The 20,071-nt window shown below is 71.5% G+C and carries 11 protein-coding genes; 5 read left to right on the forward strand and 6 right to left on the reverse strand.

The window, feature by feature from the left end; all coding sequences use genetic code 11:
* Positions 1 to 14: 14 nt before the first annotated feature.
* From ACFYU9_RS03340 to ACFYU9_RS03355, 4 genes are all read right to left on the reverse strand, one after another.
* Positions 15 to 929, reverse strand: a complete 915-nt coding sequence (locus ACFYU9_RS03340) for a TauD/TfdA dioxygenase family protein (RefSeq protein ID WP_389341910.1) — start codon at positions 927 to 929, stop codon at positions 15 to 17.
* 49 nt (positions 930 to 978) lie between these two features.
* Complete coding sequence (locus ACFYU9_RS03345; RefSeq protein ID WP_389217958.1) at positions 979 to 1,953, reverse strand: quinone oxidoreductase family protein; 975 nt, start codon at positions 1,951 to 1,953, stop codon at positions 979 to 981.
* A 127-nt stretch (positions 1,954 to 2,080) separates the two neighbouring features.
* On the reverse strand, positions 2,081 to 3,133 hold the full coding sequence (locus ACFYU9_RS03350; protein WP_389341913.1) for a 3-keto-5-aminohexanoate cleavage protein: 1,053 nt from the start codon (positions 3,131 to 3,133) through the stop codon (positions 2,081 to 2,083).
* Between the two features lie 333 nt (positions 3,134 to 3,466).
* Positions 3,467 to 4,486 (reverse strand): AraC family transcriptional regulator ligand-binding domain-containing protein, encoded by a 1,020-nt coding sequence (locus ACFYU9_RS03355; RefSeq protein ID WP_389341916.1) that lies wholly within the window; start codon positions 4,484 to 4,486, stop codon positions 3,467 to 3,469.
* A gap of 145 nt (positions 4,487 to 4,631) precedes the next feature.
* Between ACFYU9_RS03355 and ACFYU9_RS03360 the strand changes: the two genes are divergently transcribed.
* Positions 4,632 to 6,125, forward strand: a complete 1,494-nt coding sequence (locus ACFYU9_RS03360; protein ID WP_389342968.1) for a long-chain fatty acid--CoA ligase — start codon at positions 4,632 to 4,634, stop codon at positions 6,123 to 6,125.
* Between the two features lie 164 nt (positions 6,126 to 6,289).
* Here ACFYU9_RS03360 and ACFYU9_RS03365 read toward each other — a convergent pair whose 3' ends face one another.
* Together ACFYU9_RS03365 and ACFYU9_RS03370 are read right to left on the reverse strand one after the other, a co-directional pair.
* Positions 6,290 to 8,566, reverse strand: coding sequence for a collagenase (locus ACFYU9_RS03365; protein ID WP_389341919.1), 2,277 nt, complete (start codon positions 8,564 to 8,566; stop codon positions 6,290 to 6,292).
* A gap of 184 nt (positions 8,567 to 8,750) precedes the next feature.
* Entirely contained in the window at positions 8,751 to 9,704 is a 954-nt protein-coding gene (locus tag ACFYU9_RS03370; protein ID WP_389217970.1) for a helix-turn-helix domain-containing protein, read from the reverse strand.
* Between the two features lie 112 nt (positions 9,705 to 9,816).
* Here ACFYU9_RS03370 and ACFYU9_RS03375 point away from each other — a divergent pair, with 112 nt between their 5' ends.
* From ACFYU9_RS03375 to ACFYU9_RS03390, 4 genes are all read left to right on the forward strand, one after another.
* Positions 9,817 to 14,019: a S8 family serine peptidase gene (locus ACFYU9_RS03375; RefSeq protein WP_389341922.1), complete on the forward strand. Its 4,203-nt coding sequence runs from the start codon at positions 9,817 to 9,819 to the stop codon at positions 14,017 to 14,019.
* A 464-nt stretch (positions 14,020 to 14,483) separates the two neighbouring features.
* On the forward strand, positions 14,484 to 14,705 hold the full coding sequence (locus tag ACFYU9_RS03380) for an MbtH family protein (RefSeq protein ID WP_389217976.1): 222 nt from the start codon (positions 14,484 to 14,486) through the stop codon (positions 14,703 to 14,705).
* Complete coding sequence (locus tag ACFYU9_RS03385; RefSeq protein ID WP_389217979.1) at positions 14,702 to 16,555, forward strand: amino acid adenylation domain-containing protein; 1,854 nt, start codon at positions 14,702 to 14,704, stop codon at positions 16,553 to 16,555. Before ACFYU9_RS03380 ends, ACFYU9_RS03385 begins: the two co-directional genes overlap by 4 nt.
* A complete protein-coding gene (locus ACFYU9_RS03390; protein ID WP_389341925.1) occupies positions 16,552 to 19,887 on the forward strand; it encodes an amino acid adenylation domain-containing protein in 3,336 nt (1,111 codons plus the stop codon). The genes ACFYU9_RS03385 and ACFYU9_RS03390 overlap by 4 nt, the downstream gene beginning before the upstream one ends.
* Positions 19,888 to 20,071 lie beyond the last annotated feature (184 nt).

Genomic DNA, 20,071 nt, shown 5'->3' on the forward strand with positions numbered 1-20,071 from the left:
TGCTGGAGACGGGATCAGAACGGTCTGTCGCCGACGATTCCGGCGCGCTCCATCTTGCGGACGGCGGGCCAGTAGTCCTGGACGGCGTAGTGCTGGGTGGAGCGGTTGTCCCAGATCGCGAAGCTGTTCGGCGTCCAGCGCCAGCGCACCTGGTACTCGGGGACCGAGGCCTGGCTGATCAGGTGGTTGAGCAGGAGGCCGGCGCCGGGGGCGTAGTCGAGACCGAAGCGCACGTTCTCGGGGGTGTGGTAGTTGACGAAGTGCGTGGTGAAGGCGTTGACGAAGAGGATCTGCTCTCCGGTCTCGGGGTGGGTGCGCACGACCGGGTGTTCCGCGTCGGGGAACCGCGCCTTGAGCGCGTGCCGCTTCTCCCGTGGCATGACGGCGCCGAACGTGGCCTCGATGCTGTGCCGGGCCCGCAGCCCCTGGATCCGGGTTCTGATGTGCTCGGGAAGCCGGTGGTGGGCCTCGGCCATGTTGACCCAGATCGTGTCACCGCCCACAGGGGGCGACTCGACGCAGCGCAGCACGGCGCCCATGGACGGGTTCTCGCGCCACGTACCGTCGGTGTGCAGCGCGTTCTCGTAGTGCTCCGGAGCGCTGTCGAGATCCTTGTAGATCCGTACCAGACCGGGGTGGTCCGGGTCGCTGCCGGCCACCGGGTGGTCCTCCAGCGGGCCGAAGCGCTCGGCGAAGGCGACGTGTTCGGCCCGGGTGATGTCCTGGTCCCGCAGGAACAGCACTTTGTACTGCAGGAGCAGGGCCTTGATCTCGGCGAACAGGTCGTCGTCGCGCGAGGCGTCGCCGAGGTTCACGCCGGAGAGCTCGGCGCCGATGGTGCAGGTCAGCGGTTCGACCTCGATCGAGCCGCGGGAACGCGCGCGCACCAGCGCGGGCGTTCCCTCCGGCGCAGCGACGGTCTTTTCCATGGGGATTTCCCTCCTGGAGGGGTCGTGGTGCGCGTGGGGCGTCTGATGCTCAGAGGACGAAGACGGACGATCCCGTGGTACGTCCCGACTCCAGCTCGCGGTGCGCGTGCACGGCGTCTTCGAGCGCGTATCGCTGGTTGACCTCGATGGAGATCCGTCCGGAGGCGACGTGGCCGAAGAGCTCGCCCGCGAGTTCGGCCCGCTCCGCGGGATCCGCGATGTAGTCGGCGAGCGCCGGCCGGGTGACGAACAGGGAGCCGTTGACGGCCAGTTGCATGGCGTCGACGGGTGGGATCGCACCGGAGGCCGTGCCGAAGCAGACCAGCAGACCGCGGCGCCGGAGCGAGGCGAGCGAGGCGGCGTAGGTGGTCTTGCCGACGCTGTCGAAGGCGACAGGGACCCCGGCGCCGTCGGTCAGTTCACGCACCCGCTCGGCCACGTTCTCTCGCTGGTAGTGAACGACGTGGTCGCAGCCGTGGGCGCGGGCGAGTTCTGCCTTCTCCTCGGTGGAGACGGTGCCGATGACGGTGAGTCCGAGCAGCTTGGCCCACTGGCAGACGATGAGGCCGACACCACCCGCCGCCGCGGTCAGCAGGATGGTGTCGCCGGCCTTCAGCGGGTGGATCCTGCGGAGGAGGTACGCGGAGGTGAGGCCGCGCATGGTCATCGCGGCGGCGGTCTCGAAGCCGATGCCGTCCGGCAGCCGGATCAGGGAGTCGGCGGGCATGACCCGTTCCGTGCTGTAGGCCCCGAGGGGGCTTCCGGTGTACGTGACCCGGTCACCCTCGGCGACGTGGATGACGCCCTCGCCCACCGCCTCGACCACTCCGGCGGCCTCGACGCCCAGTCCGGCCGGAAGCGGCGCGGGATACAGGCCGCTGCGGAAGTAGGTGTCGGCGAAGTTGAGTCCGACGGCCTCGTGCCGGATCCGTACCTCACCCGGGCCGGGGTCGCCGACGACGACCTCTTCCCAGCGCAGGACATCGGGACCGCCGGTTTCCTTGAAGCGGACGGCATGGGTCATGGTGTGTGCTCCGTTGATCAGGGGAGGTGCGCAGGAGTGGAGTGGCCGCCGGTGCCGGGGGAGGGGATGACTCCGGCGGCCCTCGGCCCGCGCCGATGAGGGGCGGCGCGGTGGTGGTGCTTCGCGATCAGACGTCGCGCAGCATGAAGCCGCGCTGACCGGGACGGCGGTTCGGCACCATGCCCAGGCGGGCCAGGGTCTCGTCGGCGCTCGTGTAGTACTCGCCGATCTTGTAGATCTCCTTGGCCTCCGCGCCGGTCGCGATGTCGCGGCCGAGTGCGTCGGCCATGTGAACCGTCTGCTCGATCTGTTCGACGGAGGACATCCGCTCGCCCTTGCGCCGCCACAGGTTGTCCTCGTTGCCGACCCGGACGTGCACCCCGAGGGCGATGGCGACGGCGTTCATCGGCGCCACCGCGCGCATGGAGCTCTCGATGGTGAGCACCGCGCCGTCCGGGACGCGGCGAATGAACTCGATCAGGTCTGCGGGATGCCGTCCGGCGAAACCGCCGCCGATCGCCACGTAGTTGAGGATCAGGGGGCCCGTGTAGGTGCCGGCGCGGATGAGCCGCTCGACGGTCTCGAGCTGGGCGAGGGTGGCGAGCTGGAAGTGCGGCTGGACACCACTCGCACGCAGGCGCTTGAGGTGTTCGAGGTAGAACTCCGGGCCGGCCTCGACGACCATGTCGCGGTAGGCACGGTAGTACTGCGCCTTGGCGATCGAGGTGCCTTCCAGGTCGTCGTCGGTCATGATCTCGACGATGTTCATCTGGCTGGTGTTGATCGCGATCGTCACCTGGTCCGGCGCCGGGGTGAGGTCGGCCAGCATGTGGCGGGTGTCGTAGGCGAGCCACTTGGCGTCGCCGCCCTCGTCCTCGGGGGCGAAGGAGATCGACCCGCCGATCTGCAGGACCATGTCGGGGACGGCCTGGCGCAGCCGGCCAAGGAGTTCGTTGAACATGGACATCCGCTTGGAGCCCTTGCCGTCGAGCTCACGTACGTGGATGTGCAGCACGGTGGCGCCGGCGTTGTAGCAGTCCACGGCCGCCTGCACGTGCTCGTCCATCGTCAGCGGCAGGTCGTCGGCATCCCCGGGAAGCCACTCCGGCCCGTAGGGAGCGGCCTGGATCACCAGCTTCTGCTGGTTCTCCGGGAAGAGTGAGTCGTCGTGGAAGTGCACGGTCCGTCTCCTTCATCGAGTGTTTGATCACTCGCTCCGAGCACCGCTGAGCGCGATGTGAGGGACTGAGAAGTCCGGCGAGGATCGACGCGGGACACCGGGTGACAGCGGGCGCAGGGTCCCGTCGACGATCGACGCTCCGGAGGAAACGCGCACAGCGGGAACCCGTCTCCTCCGGCGGCCGACCGCGTCTCCGCGGTGGTCCCACGGTAGGACCGGGCACCTGTCTTCGCTTTACCCTCGGGGACGGATAACTTGCCGTTTGGGGACACCGTCCCCTGGGGTGCGCCCCGTGCCGGCACGGCGCGGTCCGGGGGACGGCCCTGCCAGGTGTCAGTCCCGGCTCGGCTGCTGCCGGCTCCCGCTGCTGCGCCACGCCCTCGGGCTGCACCCGAACTGCTCGCGGAACCAACGCGAAAACGAGCTCAGCGACGAGAAGCCCAGGAGATCGGAGATCTCCGTCAGCGAGCGCCGCGGGTTCGCGACGAACTGCTCGGCGAGGCGCATGCGGGTGGCGTTGAGGAGCGAGGAGAACGTCTCGCCCGAGGCGGCCAGATGCCGGTGAACCGTGCGCCGGTCGACACCGAGGCTGCGGGCGACCTGCTCGATCGAGCAGCGCCCGCTCGGCAGCAGGACCTCGACCAACTCGCGCACCCGATCCGCGGCGGTGGTGTCCTGGGGAGTCGCGATGGGCTTCAAGTACTGGCGGGCGTACTCGTGGAGCAAGGGGTCCGCCATCGCGTTGGGCTCGTCGAGTTCGTGGGCGTAGAAGACGATTCCATCGAACTTCTGACCGAACTCCACGGCGGAGCCGAACACGCGCCGATGCGTCGAGGCGTCCGCCGGGGCAGGGTGCCTGAACCAGACGGAGAGCGGATGCCAACCGGGGTCCAGGAACGCGCGCAGGATCCGGTGGAAAGCGGTGACGGCCAGCTCCGTGGCCTGCCGGGTCCGCATCGCCTCGCCGAGCAGGAGGTCGACTTTCAACGTGGCCAGCCCGTCAGCCTCCTGCAGCTGGGTGTGCAGGACCTCGTTGAACAGGTGCTGATGACGGATCAACAGCCCCAGCGCGCTCCGCACGGAAGGCTCCTCGCGGACCACCAGGCTGATGGGCCCGAGGTTGGAGAAGCGCCGGAACTCCGCCTGGAGCACTCCGAAGTCCTCGTGGCCCGAGTCGGCCGCCGACAGCTCCAGCACCTGGACCGCGGCCGCCCCGGAGATCCACCTGTCCTGAACCACGAGGGAGGCGGTGTCCAGGCCCACGCGTTTCAACAGTGCTTGTGGGTCGAGACCGAGTGAGCGGCACAGCTCGACATAGCCGCTGAGGGCTGCGGTGCGGACCAGGGGCTTCATGTGAACCCTCCAAGCCTGTCCCGAAAGGACAAGCCCTTTGTCACTCCAAGTTAAGCATGGTGGGAGGGGGGAACCTAGCATGGCGCTGTTCACCGGCCGCCGGGACGACCTCAAGGAGATTGCCGACCTCAAGGAGATTGCCGACATGCCCAACCTCGCCACGTTCCTTTTGCACTCCGCGGCGGCCCGGGGCGACCGCATCGCCGTGCGCCACGACGACAGCACGCTCACCTACGCCGAGCTGGACGAGGCGAGCGCCAGAGTCGCTGCCCTCCTGCGTGACCGCGGCGTCCGGCCCGGCGACCGCGTCGCGCTGACCATGCCCAACGTCCCGCTGTTCCCGGTCGTCTCTTACGGCATCCTGCGGGTCGGCGGCGTGGTCGTGCCGATGAATCCGCTGCTCAAGGCCCGTGAGGTGGCCTTCACCCTTCACGACTGCGGGGCGCGGATCGTTCTGGCGTCCCCTCTCTTCGCCGGCGAGGTGACGAAGGCAGCCGCCCAATCCGGTACCGCATGCCTGGTCACCGAGCCCGTGGCCTTCGACGACATGCTGCGCGCTCACGAACCGATGCCCGGCATCGTCGACCGGACCGATGACGATCCGGCACTGATCCTCTACACCTCGGGCACGACCGGGACGCCGAAGGGCGCCGTGCTCTCGCACCGGAACCTGGCCACGAACACCGCCACCACGGCCGAGACCCTGGTCCAGGCGGGACCCGACGACGTGCTCTTCGGCGGACTGCCCCTCTTCCACGCCTTCGGCCAGACGTGCACACTCCATACGGCCGTCTCCGTCGGCGCCACGCTGACCCTGTTGCCGAAGTTCGAGCCGGGGCGCGCCCTGGAGATCATGGCCCGCGACGGGGTGACCGTCTTCCTCGGCGTGCCCACGATGTACGCGGCGCTGCTCCATGCCGAGCTTCCCGATGGCTTCGACGCCAGTCGGCTGCGCCTGGCCGTCTCCGGCGGAGCCTCGCTCCCGGTCGAGGTGCTGCACGGCTTCGAACGCCGCTTCGGCGCCACCGTGTTGGAGGGGTACGGGCTCTCCGAAACCTCACCGGTCGCCGCCTTCAACCACCCTGACCGGCCGCGCAAGCCGGGCTCGATCGGACAGCCCGTCCGCGGGGTCGAGATGAAGCTCGTCTCCGAGGCCGGCGGCCAGGTCCCCCCGGGCGAGGTCGGCGAGATCGCGATCCGCGGTGACAACGTGATGGCCGGCTACTGGAACCGCCCCGAGGCCACGGAAGAGGCGATCCGCGACGGATGGTTCCACAGCGGTGACCTGGCCCGCGTCGACGAGGACGGCTTCTACTTCATCGTCGACCGCAAGAAGGACCTGATCATCCGCGGCGGCTACAACGTCTACCCGCGCGAGGTCGAGGAGGTGCTGTACGAGCACCCGGCCGTCGCCGAGGCCGCCGTGGTCGGCGTGCCGCACCCAGCGCTCGGCGAGGAGATCGCCGCGGTGATCACGCTTCGTCCCGGCGCCGAGGCGACCGTCGAGGAGATCCGCGACCATGTCAGGGCACGAGTGGCCGCGTACAAGTACCCGCGGCTGGTCACCGTCACGACCGAGCTCCCCAAGGGCCCCACGGGCAAGATCCTCAAGCGGGCGATCGTGGTCGCCGATCGGTGAACCGCGCGGCGGCGTCCCTGGGCCGCCGCCTGGTGCACTGCCTTCCGCAGCCCGATGGCTTCCCGGGAAGGTGTGACAGGTGCCGGACCGTGGAGGGGCGCATGAACGTGCCCCAAGTGGTGCTGTGACGTTCGCCGGTGCCTGGCAGGCACCGGCGAACCGGTTCACTTGGACTGCGTGGAGAGGCTCACTCCGCTGAAGTTCTGTGCGGCGGCGAGGCTGAAGTAGACCCAGCCGGACGGCGGGTTGTCGATCGTCAGGGTCTCGCTGTTCCCGGCGTTGGTGGACTTCGCCTGGTAGCTGCTGGTGGTGGCCCAGCTGCTGCCGCCGTAGTACAGGTCGGCGTTGCCGGTGCCACCGCTGCTGGTGATCGTCAGCTGCTTGACGCCGGCCGGCAGGTACACGAAGTGGTAGCTGTAGTTGCCGGTGGAGGCGGCGAGGTTGTCCCGGCGGCAGTTCTGGTCGAACTGGCGGGGGTCGCTGATGGTGCACAGCGGGGCCGGGGCGGCCGAGGCCTCCGGCAGCGGACCGCAATCGCCGGTCGCGCAGTCGGTCGCCAGCCAGGTCGCGAAGTCCGCGTCGTAACGGGTGCCGATGGTCTGCTTCAGGAAGGTGCGGGCTCCGGTCCAGTCACCGGTGCGGTACTCGCCGAGCACGGTCTGGACGTCGGCGGGGTGCTTCTGGAGCATGTAGCGGACCGCGAGGAAGCCCCAGCGGTAGACCCGGTTCGAGTTGACGTCGGGGTCCTCGTCCTGGCCGTAGACGGTGTCGAACAGGTCGCTGAGCTTGTACGTGTTCTTGCCGGCCTCGGTGATCGCGCCGGCGTTGCGCTCGCCCCGGTAGCCGAACGAGATGTTCTCTGCGATGCCCTCGACCCACCAGATGGTCGGCGTGACGATGCCGGCCTCGAAGTCGCCGTACATGTCGTAGCGGCCGTCGAGGTAGTGGGTGTACTCGTGGTTGAGGTTCCAGATCTGGAAGTCCGGGCGCAGCCAGCCGGCCTCGTGGGCGATGAAGCGGGCCTGGTTGCCGGGAGCGGACGGGTTGCCCTCCTCGTACATACCGCCGTTGTCGACGTCGATGTCGTAGATGGCCCAGGCGTACAGCGCGTACTGGGTGTAGTCGTCGAAGACGACGACCTCCAGGTTGCTGTTCACGTCACCAGGGAGCGCACCCTTGTCGCCGATGATCCGGTGGAAGTAGGCGTCCTGGTTGACCAGGCTCGTGCAGGTGCTCGCCAGCTGGCCGGGAGACATGTCCTGGGCGCGGATCCTCAAGTCCGGGGTGCACGTGTGCTGGATCGGCAGGACCGCGGGAAGCACGCGCTCGCCCAGGTCGCAGATGGCGTAGGCCGCGCAGTTGTTCCTGTCGTACTGGCGCGTGTACCAGCCGAGGTTCATGGTGATCGGCGCGGTGGGGCCGACGTTCGGGTACCGGTTGATCAGGTCCTTCAGCAGCGGCCGGACCCGGTCCTTGAGCTCGGGGACGTCGAGGGCGTAGCCGAGGTAGCGGCCGACGTTGCTGACGACGTCCAGGCGGTTGAGCTGCGCGCCGTTGCGCGTGATGAATCCGGCCCAGGTGTCGAGGACGGCGGGGTCGGCCTTGAGGGCGGCCCGCCAGCCGCGGCCGTCGTTCTTGGCCTTGAAGCCGTTCTCGACGACCCATTCGACGTGCTGCATGGCAAGGTTCATCTGACCGGGCCACGTTCCGTCGTAGCTGCCGAGCATCCACTTCACGACACCGGCGTACCGGCCTGCCTCGTGGGTGCTGTCGATCAGCGTGACGACCTCGTTGAGGATCTCGCCGTTCGCGTCGGTGACGTCCTTGCTGCGCGGGGAGGCGAAGAAGGCGTCCAGTGCGCCGCGCGCCGCACCTTCCAGGGCCGTGCCGTAGTCGCCGACGACGTCCGCGTGGTTGTCCTGCACGTAGTAGCCGGCACGCAGGAACAGCACCAACTGCCCGGTGGAGGCGCTGTTGTCGCCCGCGTACCTGGCGGAGGCGTCGCGCAGCGCGTTGGCGACGGTCACCATCTTGTCTTCGCGGAAGGTCTTCCGGGCGTCCTCGCCGCTGAGGTTGAACAGTGGGTAGGTACAGGTGATCTGGGGGAGGGCCTTGAGCTGCTGGATGAGCGCGTCGCCGGTGGCGTTGATGACGCCGGACAGGTCGCTGCACGCGTCCGCGGCGGCGGCCGACGACCACTTGCTCGTCCTGGCGGCGGGCGCGGGCGCCGGGGCGGACTCCTCGGCGCCGTCCTGCGAGGAGAGCCGGAAGCGGGGGTGCTCGCTCATCGCATGGGGCGACTTGGGGACGGGGATCGCCCGCGGCGCCGAGGCCGCGGTTCCACCCGCGTTCGCACCGGCCGGAGCCGTGGCGTCCACGGGGGCGGCCTGGCTCTGCGGCGCGAACAGACCGACTGCGAGGAAGACGGCTGCGCCGAGCACGGGAAGTCTTCGTGCGCGGGTCGTCGATATCCGGAAGGGATGCATCTGTGGGGGCCTCCGGGGCCGTTGTGGCCACGTGCTGGGAAGCACGGGTAGCTGACATGTGACGTGTAAAATTTCACATGTCGCATTGTTCTGGAAGACTTCTGGCCGGATTCGTCGATCACCGCAACGGAAAAGTCGGTCAGATCCAGCCGCGGCGTGCCGCGACGACGCCGGCCTGGAAGCGGTTCACCGCGCCCAGAAGGTCGTGGAGGCGGCTCATGCGCCGGCGCATGGTCCGGACCGACCAGCCGAGCTGACGGGCTATCGCCTCGTCCTTGAGGCCGCTGACCAGCAGGGTGAGCACCAGGCGGTCCTCCTCGCCGAGCGGGTCCTCGGCGGGGGCGTCGAGCGGCAGTGCCTGCCTCCAGCACAGCTCCCAGTAGTCGGTGAGGGCGTCCAGCAGCGTGGAGGGGCGGATGACCGCGGCGCGCACGCCGTCGAGGTCCAGGGAGAGCGGCATCAGCGCCAACCGGCGGTCCGCGATGGCCAGTTTGATCCGCAGGCCGGGCATCACCCTGGCCTGCTCGCCACGGCTCACGAGTCCTCGGATGTCATCGAGCACCCCCGGCCACTCCAGCGCCTCGGGGGCGTAGACCGCGCGGTAGCGCACGCCTCTGCTCAGCGCACTGCTCTCCACCGGGTTGGACGTGGTCAGCGCGTACGGCGGCCGGTCCAGTGTCATGACGTCCTCGCGCGCCTCCTGTTGGAGGCGGACGAACCAGCGGCCGAGCGCCTCGCGGCCGGTGGCGATCTCCACCTCGTCCTCCCCCGCGGTGCCGGCCTGGGCCGCCGCGAAGAGCCGGGACAGCTCACCCGCCGCCGAACGGACCCGGTCCAACTCCGCGGTCCTGGTTCGCACCAGCGACTCGACCGCCGCTCCCGGTTCGATCGCCGCGTACCGGCGTCGTACGCCCGCGAGCCGCCCGACCAGGCCGTGGTCGTGCAGTCGGTCCAGCGCCCTGGCGACGCGCAGAGCGGAGCAGCCGAGGTCGGCGGCGAGCTCGGCCGGGGCCGCCGTACGCCGGGTCAACACGGCCCGGTAGACGCTCTCGTCGAACGGATCGATGCCTGCCGCGGTGAGCTCGCTCGTCATGTGCGGATCCTGGCCCACTTGTGCCAAGTGCAGCAATGGGCCGTCAAGATCCGTTGTTCGGAGCGTGACTTCGGCGCTAGGACTTCTGCCCATGGCCAAGAACCCACGAAGAATGCGACGCCTGGCGGCAGCCACGGTCACCACCGTCGCGCTGGCCGGGACGCTCACCGCGGCACCCGGCATCGCGACCGCGACGTCAGCCGACCCGAACCGGCGGGTCATCGTCGAGCTCTCCGGAGACGCGGCCGTGGCAGCCGCCCCGGGCGGCTCCCTCACCTCCCGGGCCGCCGGCACCGCCTCCGCCGTCGACGGCGCCCGACGGGCCCTGGCGGCACGGCAGGACGCCTTCGTCCGGACGGTGGGGAAGGCGGGACTGCACCCCGCCTCACCCCGCAGACTCGGCCTGCTCGTCAACGCCGTGGCGATGACGGTGCCCGCGTCCGAAACCACGCGGCTGGCCGCGCTGCCGGGCGTCGTCGCCGTCCGGCCCGACACCCGGATACAGGTGCGCACGGACGTCAGCGTCCCGCTGACCGGCGCGCCCGAGGTCTGGAAGCGCGAGGACGCGGCCGGTGTGAAGGCCACCGGCAAGGGCACCGTCGTGGCGGTCCTGGACAGTGGCGTGGACTACGGCCACCCCGACCTGGGCGGCGGCTTCGGCAAGGGGCACAAGGTCGTCGGCGGCTACGACTTCGCCAACGGCGACGACGACCCGATGGACGACAACGGTCACGGCACCCACGTCGCGGGCATCATCGCGGGCAAGGCGGCCAGGAAGGGAGGCGTCACCGGCATGGCGCCCGACGCGCGCCTGCTGGCCTACAAGGTCGTCGGCGCCGACGGCAGCGGCTACACCTCCGACATCATCGCCGGCATCGAGGCCGCGGCCGACCCGGCCAACCCCCAGCGGGCCGACGTCATCAACATGAGCCTCGGCGGCCCCGGTGACGGCACCGACCCGCTGGGCCGCGCGGCGACCGCCGCCGTGCGGGCCGGAGTGGTCGTCGTCGCCGCGGCCGGCAACGACGGTCCCGGCAGCGGCACCGTCAACACCCCGGCCTCGGCCGACGGCGTCATCGCGGTCGGCGCCTCCACCAGCGGGCTGCGGATGCCCAGCGCGTACCTGGCGGGCAAGGAGCCCGAGCTGATCCAGACGTACCGGGGCGTCCTGTCCGCGAACCCGCCCCGGGAACCGGTCACCGCGCCGCTCGTGGACGTCGGCGCGGGCACGGCCGAGGACTGGAAGCGGGTCGGTGACGTACGGGGCAAGGTCCTGCGGGCCGACATCCTCGTCGCACCCAGTACGGACGTGCTGAGCCAGAGCGACATCGACTGGGCACGCGAGGCCGAAGAGCGCGGCGCGCTCGCGGTGCTCGGCGGCCTCCCGGCCGGGGGCGGGCCCGTGCTCGCCGCCACCCCGGGTACGGTCGCCGCCACGGCCACCCCCGCCCGCCCGGGCCTCACCCGGACCGCCGCCTCCGGCGACTCGCTGCGCATGGACCGCCTGGTCGTCATGGGCATCGACACGACCCAGTACGCCCAGCTGAGCCGCGAACTGGCCGCCGGGAAGGTGTCCGTCACCCTGCGCGGCACCGACTCCACCGACCGGATCGCCTCGTTCTCGGCGCGCGGACCCGGCACCGGCTTCGGCCTCAAGCCCGACCTCGTCGCACCCGGCGTGGAGATCCGCTCCACGATCCCCACCTCGATGTACGCACCCGGCGTCTACCGCATGTCGGGCACCTCGATGGCGAGCCCGCACGTCGCCGGAGCCGCCGCCCTGCTGCGCCAACTGCGCCCGGACCAGGCCCCCGACGAGATCAGGTCCGCACTGGTCGGCACCGCGAAGCAGCTCGCCGGCACCGGCCCCACCGCCCAGGGCAACGGGCGGCTCGACGTGGCCGCCGCGGCGTCGGCCGCCCTCAGCGCCTCCCCGACGACCCTGTCGTTCGGCCTCGCCGACCTGGCGGACAAGACCGTCGGCGGCACCGCGCCGATACGCCTGGCCAACCCCGGCAGGGCGCCGCTGACCGTCACCCTCGGCAGTACCGGCCCCGCCACCGTGTCCCCGCCGCGGGTCACCGTCCCCGCCGGAGGGTCCGCGACCGTCGACGTCACCCTGCGCGCCGACCGCCCGGACACCGACACGGAGATAGCCGGCCGGATCACGGTCACCCCCGCGGCCGGCCCGGCCCTCCGGGTGCCGTACCTGCTCGTCGTCCGGCACCTGGCCGTCCAGGCGTCCCCCGACCCGAGCGACGGCCGCTCCACCGTGCACGTCGCCGCTCCGGCCGCCCTGAACGAGCCGCCGCAGATCCGGGTCACGCCCCCGCACGGCAGGGCCTACACGCTGCCCACCACCATGAACGGCGTCGGCTACTACCAGGCCGACGTGACCGGGAAGGCGGCCGGCGCCTACCGGCTCGCCGTGCGGGCCACGACCACCGACGGCCGCCGGATCACCGGAACCGGCGCCTTCGAGGTCACCCCGGCCGAAAGCCGCCACGACCGCTGGGAGCCCATCGGCCCGAACAGCGAGGCGGGCCACCTCGCGCTCTCGCCCGCCCGGCCGAAGCAGGCCGTCGTGACCCAGTACCGGAAGGCCGCCCCCTGGCTGACCACCGACGGCGGCGCCACCTGGCGACAGGTGGGCAGGCTGCCGATCGCCGACGGCAACGGCACCGGCGCCGTCGTGGTCGATGCCCGCCGCCCCGACCGCTGGTGGTACGCCGTGAACACGGTCGCCGACCCCACCCGCCGGGGCACCATCCTGCGTACGGACGACAACGGCCGCACCTGGCGCAAGCTCGACGTGCCCGACGCCCGCATCGACCGGTTCGTCGCGGACGAGCAGACCCGGACCCTCGTCGCGATCGTCGACGACACGCTGCTGGTCAGCACCGATGCGGGCGACAACTGGGCGACGTACCCCACCGGCGTGACCAGTGATGTCCGGGACGCGAGCCTCGTCGGCGACACCCTGTACCTGGCGACCTTCGACAGCGTCTGGCGCCTCGACGGCGTCGGCAAGGGCGATCCGGGTACGGCGCACCTCGTCCTCGACGAGCCGCTGGACACCGTCCGAGGCATGGCGGCCGACTCCACCGTGGTGGCGGCCTACGTCCCCGGTACGGGCGTCCGCGGCTCCTACGACAAGGGCCGCACCTGGTCCACCCTGCTGCCCATGGCGGAGGGCGGCAACGGCCTGTCCGCCGCCGGCGGCGACCTGTACCTGCGCGCGCTGTTCGGCGCCGGGCAGGTGAGCCGCGACCACGGCAGGTCTTGGAAGCCCCTGGCCGCCCCTTCGAAGGCCGCCATCGCGATGGACTACGACCGCTGGGCCGACGGCTCGGTGACCGTGTCCAGTGAACAGGACGGCCTGTACCGCGGCTCGGCCGACGGCACCGGATACCGGAGGATCGGCGTCCAGGGCCTGACCACCTTCGCCCTCGCGGCCGCCGGCGACCAGCTGCTCGCCGGAACGGTGAGCGGCACCTACCGCACCGCGATGCCGGTCGCCGGCTCCGAGTGGGGCCAGTCCGGGGCGGAGGGCATGACCGGTCGTCTCACCTCGCACATCGCCGTCTCGCCCAAGGACACCCACGTGGTGTGGCAGGTCCGGCGCACCGCGACCGGCCTCTTCGAGGTCTCCCGCAGCGGTGACGCCGGCCGGACCTGGAAGGTGAAGGGAACCTCCTCGGAGATACCGACCGCGATCCTGATCCACCCGGCGGACCCGGACCGGGTGGCGATCAGCTTCAGAAGCATCTTCGGTGACGGCCTGTTCGCGACGTCCGACGGCGGCAGGACGTGGAAGAACCTCTTCCACGAGAGGTCCTTCGACGCCATGGCCGGCGACCCGCGCGACCCGCGGCGCCTCTGGCTCGGCAACGCATCGGGCCTCTACCGCTCGGACGACGGCGGCGTCACCAAGACCAAGGTCGCCGAGGGCCCCGTCTCGGCGATCGTGACGGACGGCCGACGCCTGGTCGTCGGCGGCTCGTCCGTCCGCGTCAGCACCGACGACGGCAGGACGTTCCGCACCGCCGACACCGGCCCGCTCGCGGTCCACGTCTCGGACCTGCTGCGCGTCGGCGGGGCGCTCTACGCGGCCACGACCGGCTCGAGGGCATCCGGACTCGTCCAGGGCGGCCGGGGCGTCCTGCGCAGCACCGACAACGGTCTCACCTGGGAGAACATCTCCAGCGGCCTGCAGAACACCGACACCACCAAACTGGCCGCCGCCCCGGACGGCGGCACGCTCTACGTCGGCACGGTCGACGGCGGGGTGCACCGCCTGAAGCTGCGCCGCTGACCCGCCCCGCATGACGCGTGCGACCGCATGACCGCCGCGTCCGTCCGATCGGAGCGTCCGTCCGACCGGCGGGACCGGGCCCGGAAGTCCCGGGCCCGGGCTCGCTCGTGCGCATGGCCGGCGGGAGGACGTCCTGCCGGCCACCTCCGCGGTGCGCGAGATCAGCCTGGAGCACCGCCCTCCCCTGGCGGGGCACGCGAGAGGCGCCTGCCGGGCCACAGCCCGGGTCAGGCGCCCACGCATTCGCACCCGATGGTCGGCCACACGGCATCCGTCGCCGAGTCGGCATGCGGGCAGCATGCTGCGCCGGTGACGGTGCGTAGTAGAGAAGGACGGGCAGTCCTTGCCGCAGGCCGACTGCGTGATCCTCGGCCGGTTCTTCCCTATGGCGGCCGGACCGCTGCGAGACAGGCTTCCACCAGGACGCCGGAAGACAGGCGCCGGCCGAGCGGGAGGAGAGCGGAATGGCTGACGAGGACACCGACGGGCGCACCTATCTCGTGGTCCGGAACGACGAAGAGCAGTACTCGATCTGGCTCGCGGACCGGGAGGTCCCGCTGGGTTGGCACCGGGAGGGCACCGAGGGCAACCGGCAGGCGTGCCTGGACCACATCGACTCGATCTGGACCGACATGCGTCCGCTCAGCCTGCGCCGGCGCATGGAGCAGGAGAGCCGGCCCGCATGAGCACCCAGGCTGGCCGCGCCAGGCCGCCGCTGCCCGAACAGTGCGTGCACGATCGCTTCGCCGAGCGGGCGAAGGACGCGCCGGAGGCCGTAGCCCTGGAGTGCGGCGGCCGTCGGCTGACCTACGCCGAGCTGGACGCCAGGGCCGGCCAAGTGGCCCACCTGTTGCGCGGGCGCGGCGTGCGGCCCGGCGTCCCGGTGGCAGTGTGCGCGCAACGGGACCTGGAGGTGCTGGTCGCGCTGCTGGGCGTGCTCAAGGCGGGCGGCCACTACCTGCCGCTGGACCCGGACTACCCGGCCGAGCGGCTGGAGTTCATGCTCGCCGACTCCGGCGCCCGGTTGCTGCTGGTCCAGCCGGAGTTCGCCGACCGGTTCGCCGGCGCCCCAGGCCTGGACACCGTCCTGATGGACCGGGACTGGTCGGCCGCGTCCGAGCAGCCCACCAGTACGCCGGCGGCCGGGGCCCGGCCCGACGACCTGGCGTACGTGATGTACACCTCCGGGTCCACGGGCCGCCCCAAGGGGGTCGAGGTCACCCATCGCAACATCATGCGGCTGGTCCACGAGGCCGACTACGCGGACCTCGATCCGGGGCAGGTGATGCTGATGCTCGCCCCGCTGTCCTTCGACGCCTCGACCTTCGAGCTGTGGGGCGCGCTGTGCAACGGTGCCAGGGTGGCCGTGCTCCCGCGGGGCGTGCCGACCGCGGCCTCGATCGAGCAGGCGGTGCGGCGCCACGGTGTCACTGTGCTGTTCATGGCCGCCGGGCTGTTCCAGCACGTGGTGCGCACCCGCCCCGGTGCGCTGGCGGCGGTGCGCCAGGTGCTGGTGGGCGGCGACACGCCACCGCCAGCCGAGGTGCGGACGGTGCTTGAGTTCGGCGTGGAGGTCGTCAACGCCTACGGGCCGACCGAGTGCACGACGTTCAGCTGCGCCCGGCGCGGTGTCACCGTCGCCGAGACCAGGGGGCACATCCCGATCGGCGGCGGCATCGTCCGCACCGATACGTACGTCGTGGACGAGGCGTACCAAGAGACGCCGCCCGGGGTGCCCGGGGAGCTGCTGATCGGCGGCCCGGGGGTCGCCCGCGGCTACCTCGGCCGGCCGGCCCTCACCGCCGAGCGCTTCGTCCCCGACCCGTTCGGCACCGAACCCGGTGCCCGGCTGTACCGGACCGGGGACCTGGCCAGTCGGGACGCCGAAGGCGTGCTGCACTACCTCGGCCGGCGCGACCAGCAGGTCAAGATCCTCGGCCACCGCGTCGAACTCGGCGAGATCGAGATCGTGTTGGGCAATCATCCCGAAGTGCGAGGGGCCGCGGCCGCCGTCCGGACGACCCCGAACGGGGACAAGCAACTGGTCGGCTACGTGCTATCGGACACCCTCGGCCCGGCGGCCGGCGGGCAGCTGCAGGACTATCTGCGCGAACGGTTGCCGGACTTCCTGGTCCCCACCGCCTGGGTGCGGCTGACGGAGTTCCCGCTGACGCCCAACGGCAAGCTGGACCGCTCGGCGCTCCCGGCGCCGGTGGCCGGCGGTGACGGCCCGGGGCTTGCCCCGCGCACACCCGTCGAGCAGGCCGTCGCCGAGGTCTGGACCGAACTGCTCAAGGTGGCCGCGATCGGCGTGCACGACGACTTCTTCGGGCTGGGCGGAAACTCCCTGCTGGCCACCCAGGTCACCGTGCTGCTCCAGGAGCGCTTCCCCGTCGACCTCCCCGTGAACGTGGTGTTCAAAGCGCCCACCGTCGCGTTGCTCAGCGAGGAGGTCCATCGCGCGATCGCCGAGCATGTCGCGCAACTATCCGACACAGAGGTGGAGTCCATGTTGTCTCAGGTGCGTGAGGGATGAGCACACCCCTGACCGGTCCCGCTTCGCAAAGCCCCACCGATCAGCGGCAGGCGCTGCTCGAGAGCCTGCTGCGCGCGGGTGGCCGCAGCGCCCGGACCTCCGACACGATCCCACGGGTGCCGCGGAACCGGCCGCTGCCGCTGTCGTCCGCCCAGCAGCGGATCTGGCTGGTGGAGAGCCTGCGCCCGGGCACGACCGAGTACGTGGTGCCGGTCGGGTGGGAGCTGCGCGGACCGCTGGACGTCGCGGCGCTCCGCGCCGCGCTGGCGCGGGTCGTGGCGCGGCACGAGGTGCTGCGCACCCGCTATCTGGCGGTCGGCGACGAGGTGGGTCAGGTCGTGTTCTCCTCGGACGAGTTGGACTTCGAGACAGTGGACCTCGGCGAGCTTCCAGCAGACGCCCGGGCAAGCCGCCTGGACGAACTCGTGGAGCGCCAGGCCCGCACGCCGTTCGACCTCGGCGACCGGGGCCCGCTGCGGGTCCGGCTGGTCCGGTTCACCGCGGAGCACTACGCGCTGGTCCTGATGGTGCACCACATCGCCTTCGACGGCTGGTCCATCGGCGTGCTGGCCGCCGAACTCGGCGCGCTCTACCAGGCGTTCGCTGACGGAAGGCCCGATCCGCTGCCGGAACTCCCGGTTCAGTACGCGGACTTCGCCGCATGGCAGCGCGAGGCGCACTCCGGCACCGTGCTCTCGGGCCAACTGGGGTACTGGCGGGAGAAGCTGGCTGGATCCACCGCGCTGGAGCTGGCCACCGACCGGCCCCGACCGGCGGCCTTCGACCCGGCCGGCGCCACCCTGCCGTTCACCGTGCCGGCCGAGATCGCCGAGCCGCTGATCGCCTGGGGGCGGTCACGGGGCGCGACACCGTTCATGGTGCTGCTGGCCGCGTTCCAGCTGCTGCTGTCCCAGCACGCCGGCCGCGCCGACGTCACCGTGGGCACCCCGGTCGCCGGCCGCGCCCGGGCCGAGGTGCGGGACCTGCTGGGCTTCTTCGTCAACACCCTGGTGCTGCGCACCGACCTGTCCGGTGAGCCGACCTTCGAGGAGGCCGTCGACCGGGTCCGGGAGACGGCACTGGGAGCGTACGCCCACCAGGACGTGCCGTTCGAGCGGCTGGTGGACGAGCTGGCCCCCGCGCGCGACCTGTCCCGCAACCCGCTGTTCCAGACCATGTTCTCGCTGCACGACTCGGACACCGCCGCGGAGTTCAGCGGGGCCGGGGTGCGGGCAACCGCGCTGACGACGCCCTGGCACAGCGCCAAGTTCGACCTGATGCTGCAACTCACCCAGCAGTCCGACGGTTCGCTGTCGGGCGTGGTCGAGTACGCCACGGCGCTCTTCGAGCGGGAGAGCATGGCGGTGCTGGCCGAGCACTTCACCACGCTCCTGGGCGTGGTCGCCCGCGATCCGAAGGCCGTCGTGACGGGGACTTCGCTGCTCTCGCAGCGCGAGCGCGGCCTGCTTGAGGGGTGGAACGAAACCTCGGTTGCGTACCCGAAGGGCGAGGCGCTGCACGCCCTGGTCGAGCGGCAGGCCGCCCGCACCCCGGCGGCCGTGGCCGTGCGGTTCGAGGAACAGAAGCTCGAATACCGCGAGTTGGACGCCCGCGCCGAGCAGCTGGCGCGACGGCTGCGGGCCGCCGGAGTGGGTCCGGAGAGCGTGGTGGCCGTCTGTCTGCACCGCGGCCTGGAGCTGCCGGTGGCGCTGCTCGCCGTCCTCAAGGCGGGTGGCGCCTACCTGCCGCTGGATCCCGGATACCCCGCCCAGCGCCTGGGCTACATGCTGGACGACTCCGCGGCCCCGGTGGTGCTGAGTACCACCGAGCTCGCCGCGACCCTGCCGCCGCACCGGGCTCAGGTCCTGCTGGTCGACGAGGAGGCCGCCCTCGCGGAGACCGGAGCGGAGACCCCGGCGGGGGCCGGGGCCACGACCCGGGTGGACCCGCTGCACCCGGCCTACGTCATCTACACCTCGGGCTCGACCGGCCGGCCCAAGGCCGTGGTCACCCCCCACGAGGGCGTCGTGAACCGGCTGCGCTGGATGCAGGACACCTACGGGCTCACCGGGACCGACCACGTCCTGCACAAGACGCCGTACAGCTTCGACGTCTCCGTCTGGGAACTGTTCTGGCCGCTGACGACCGGCGCGACCCTGGTCGTCGCCCGGCCCGACGGCCATCGCGACCCCGAGTACCTCGCCCGGACCATCAGCCGTCATGGGATCACCGCTCTGCACTTCGTCCCCGCCATGCTCCGGGCGTTCCTGACCGCGCTGCCCCCCGGCACCCCGCTGGAGTCCTTGCGCCTGGTGCTGTGCAGCGGCGAGGCGCTGCCCGACGACCTCGCCGCCGCCTTCCACCGGCACCCCGCCACCGGACGCGTCCAGCTGCACAATCTCTACGGCCCGACCGAGGCCTCCATCGACGTCACGGCCACCGCGTGCCCGCCCGGCGAGCACGTCACCATCGGTACCCCGGTCGCCAACACCCGGGTGCACGTGCTGGACCGGAACTTCGCGCCGCAGCCGCTGAACGTCCCGGGTCAGCTCGCCCTGGCCGGCGTCCAGCTGGCCCGCGGCTACCTGGGCCGCCCCGCGCTGACCGCCGAGCGCTTCGTTCCCGACCCCGACCCCCGCCACCCCGGCCGTCGGCTCTACCTCACCGGGGACCTGGCCCGGCGCAACCCCGACGGCACCGTCACCTACCTGGGCCGCAGCGACCACCAGGTCAAGCTGCGCGGGCACCGGATCGAACTCGGCGAGGTCGAGACCGCGTTGCGGGAGCACCCACTGGTCGCCGACGCCGCGGCCGCCGTTCAGGGCGATCCGGGCCAGGAGCGGCTCACCGCCCACCTCGTGCCCGCCGACCCCGACGCCGTCCCGGATCCCGCCGACCTGCGCGCCTGGACGCGCCGTCTGCTGCCCGAGCACATGGTCCCCAGCGCCTGGGCCACCCTTGTCCGGCTCCCGCTGACCCCGAACGGCAAGCTCGACCGGCGGCTGCTGCCGCTGATCGAACCGGACGGCGGCGCACACGAGTTCGTCGAGCCGCGCAGCGAAGGCGAACGGGCGGTGGCGAGCGCTTGGCGTGAGGTCCTCGGAGTGGAGCGGGTCGGCGCGCACGACAACTTCTTCGACCTCGGCGGCCACTCCCTGCTGGCCGGCCGGATCACCCTGCGACTGCGCGGGACGACCGGCCGGGAGGTGCCGGTACGGGCGCTCTTCGACCACTCGACGGTGGCCGAACTGGCGGCCGCGCTTCCCGGCTACCCCGAGCTGTCCGCCGCGGTCGCGCTCCCCCTGCCGGGTACCCGCCGGCTGCGCCGGTAGGACACCCGATGGGCGGTGGTCAGCGCGCTGGACATCCCCGCGCGACCGCCGGCCGGTCCGGTCTGCGCGGTCGTCGTCCACGCGAGCCGACCGCGGCGTTCACGCCTTCGTCGATGTCGCCACCACGCGGCCCGAGCTGCCCGTGGACCACCTCTCCCTGCCCCGTTCCGCAGGGAATCCGTCT

Origin of the sequence: Streptomyces sp. NPDC004327 (genome assembly GCF_042873935.1) — a bacterium.
Lineage (GTDB): Bacteria > Actinomycetota > Actinomycetes > Streptomycetales > Streptomycetaceae > Streptomyces.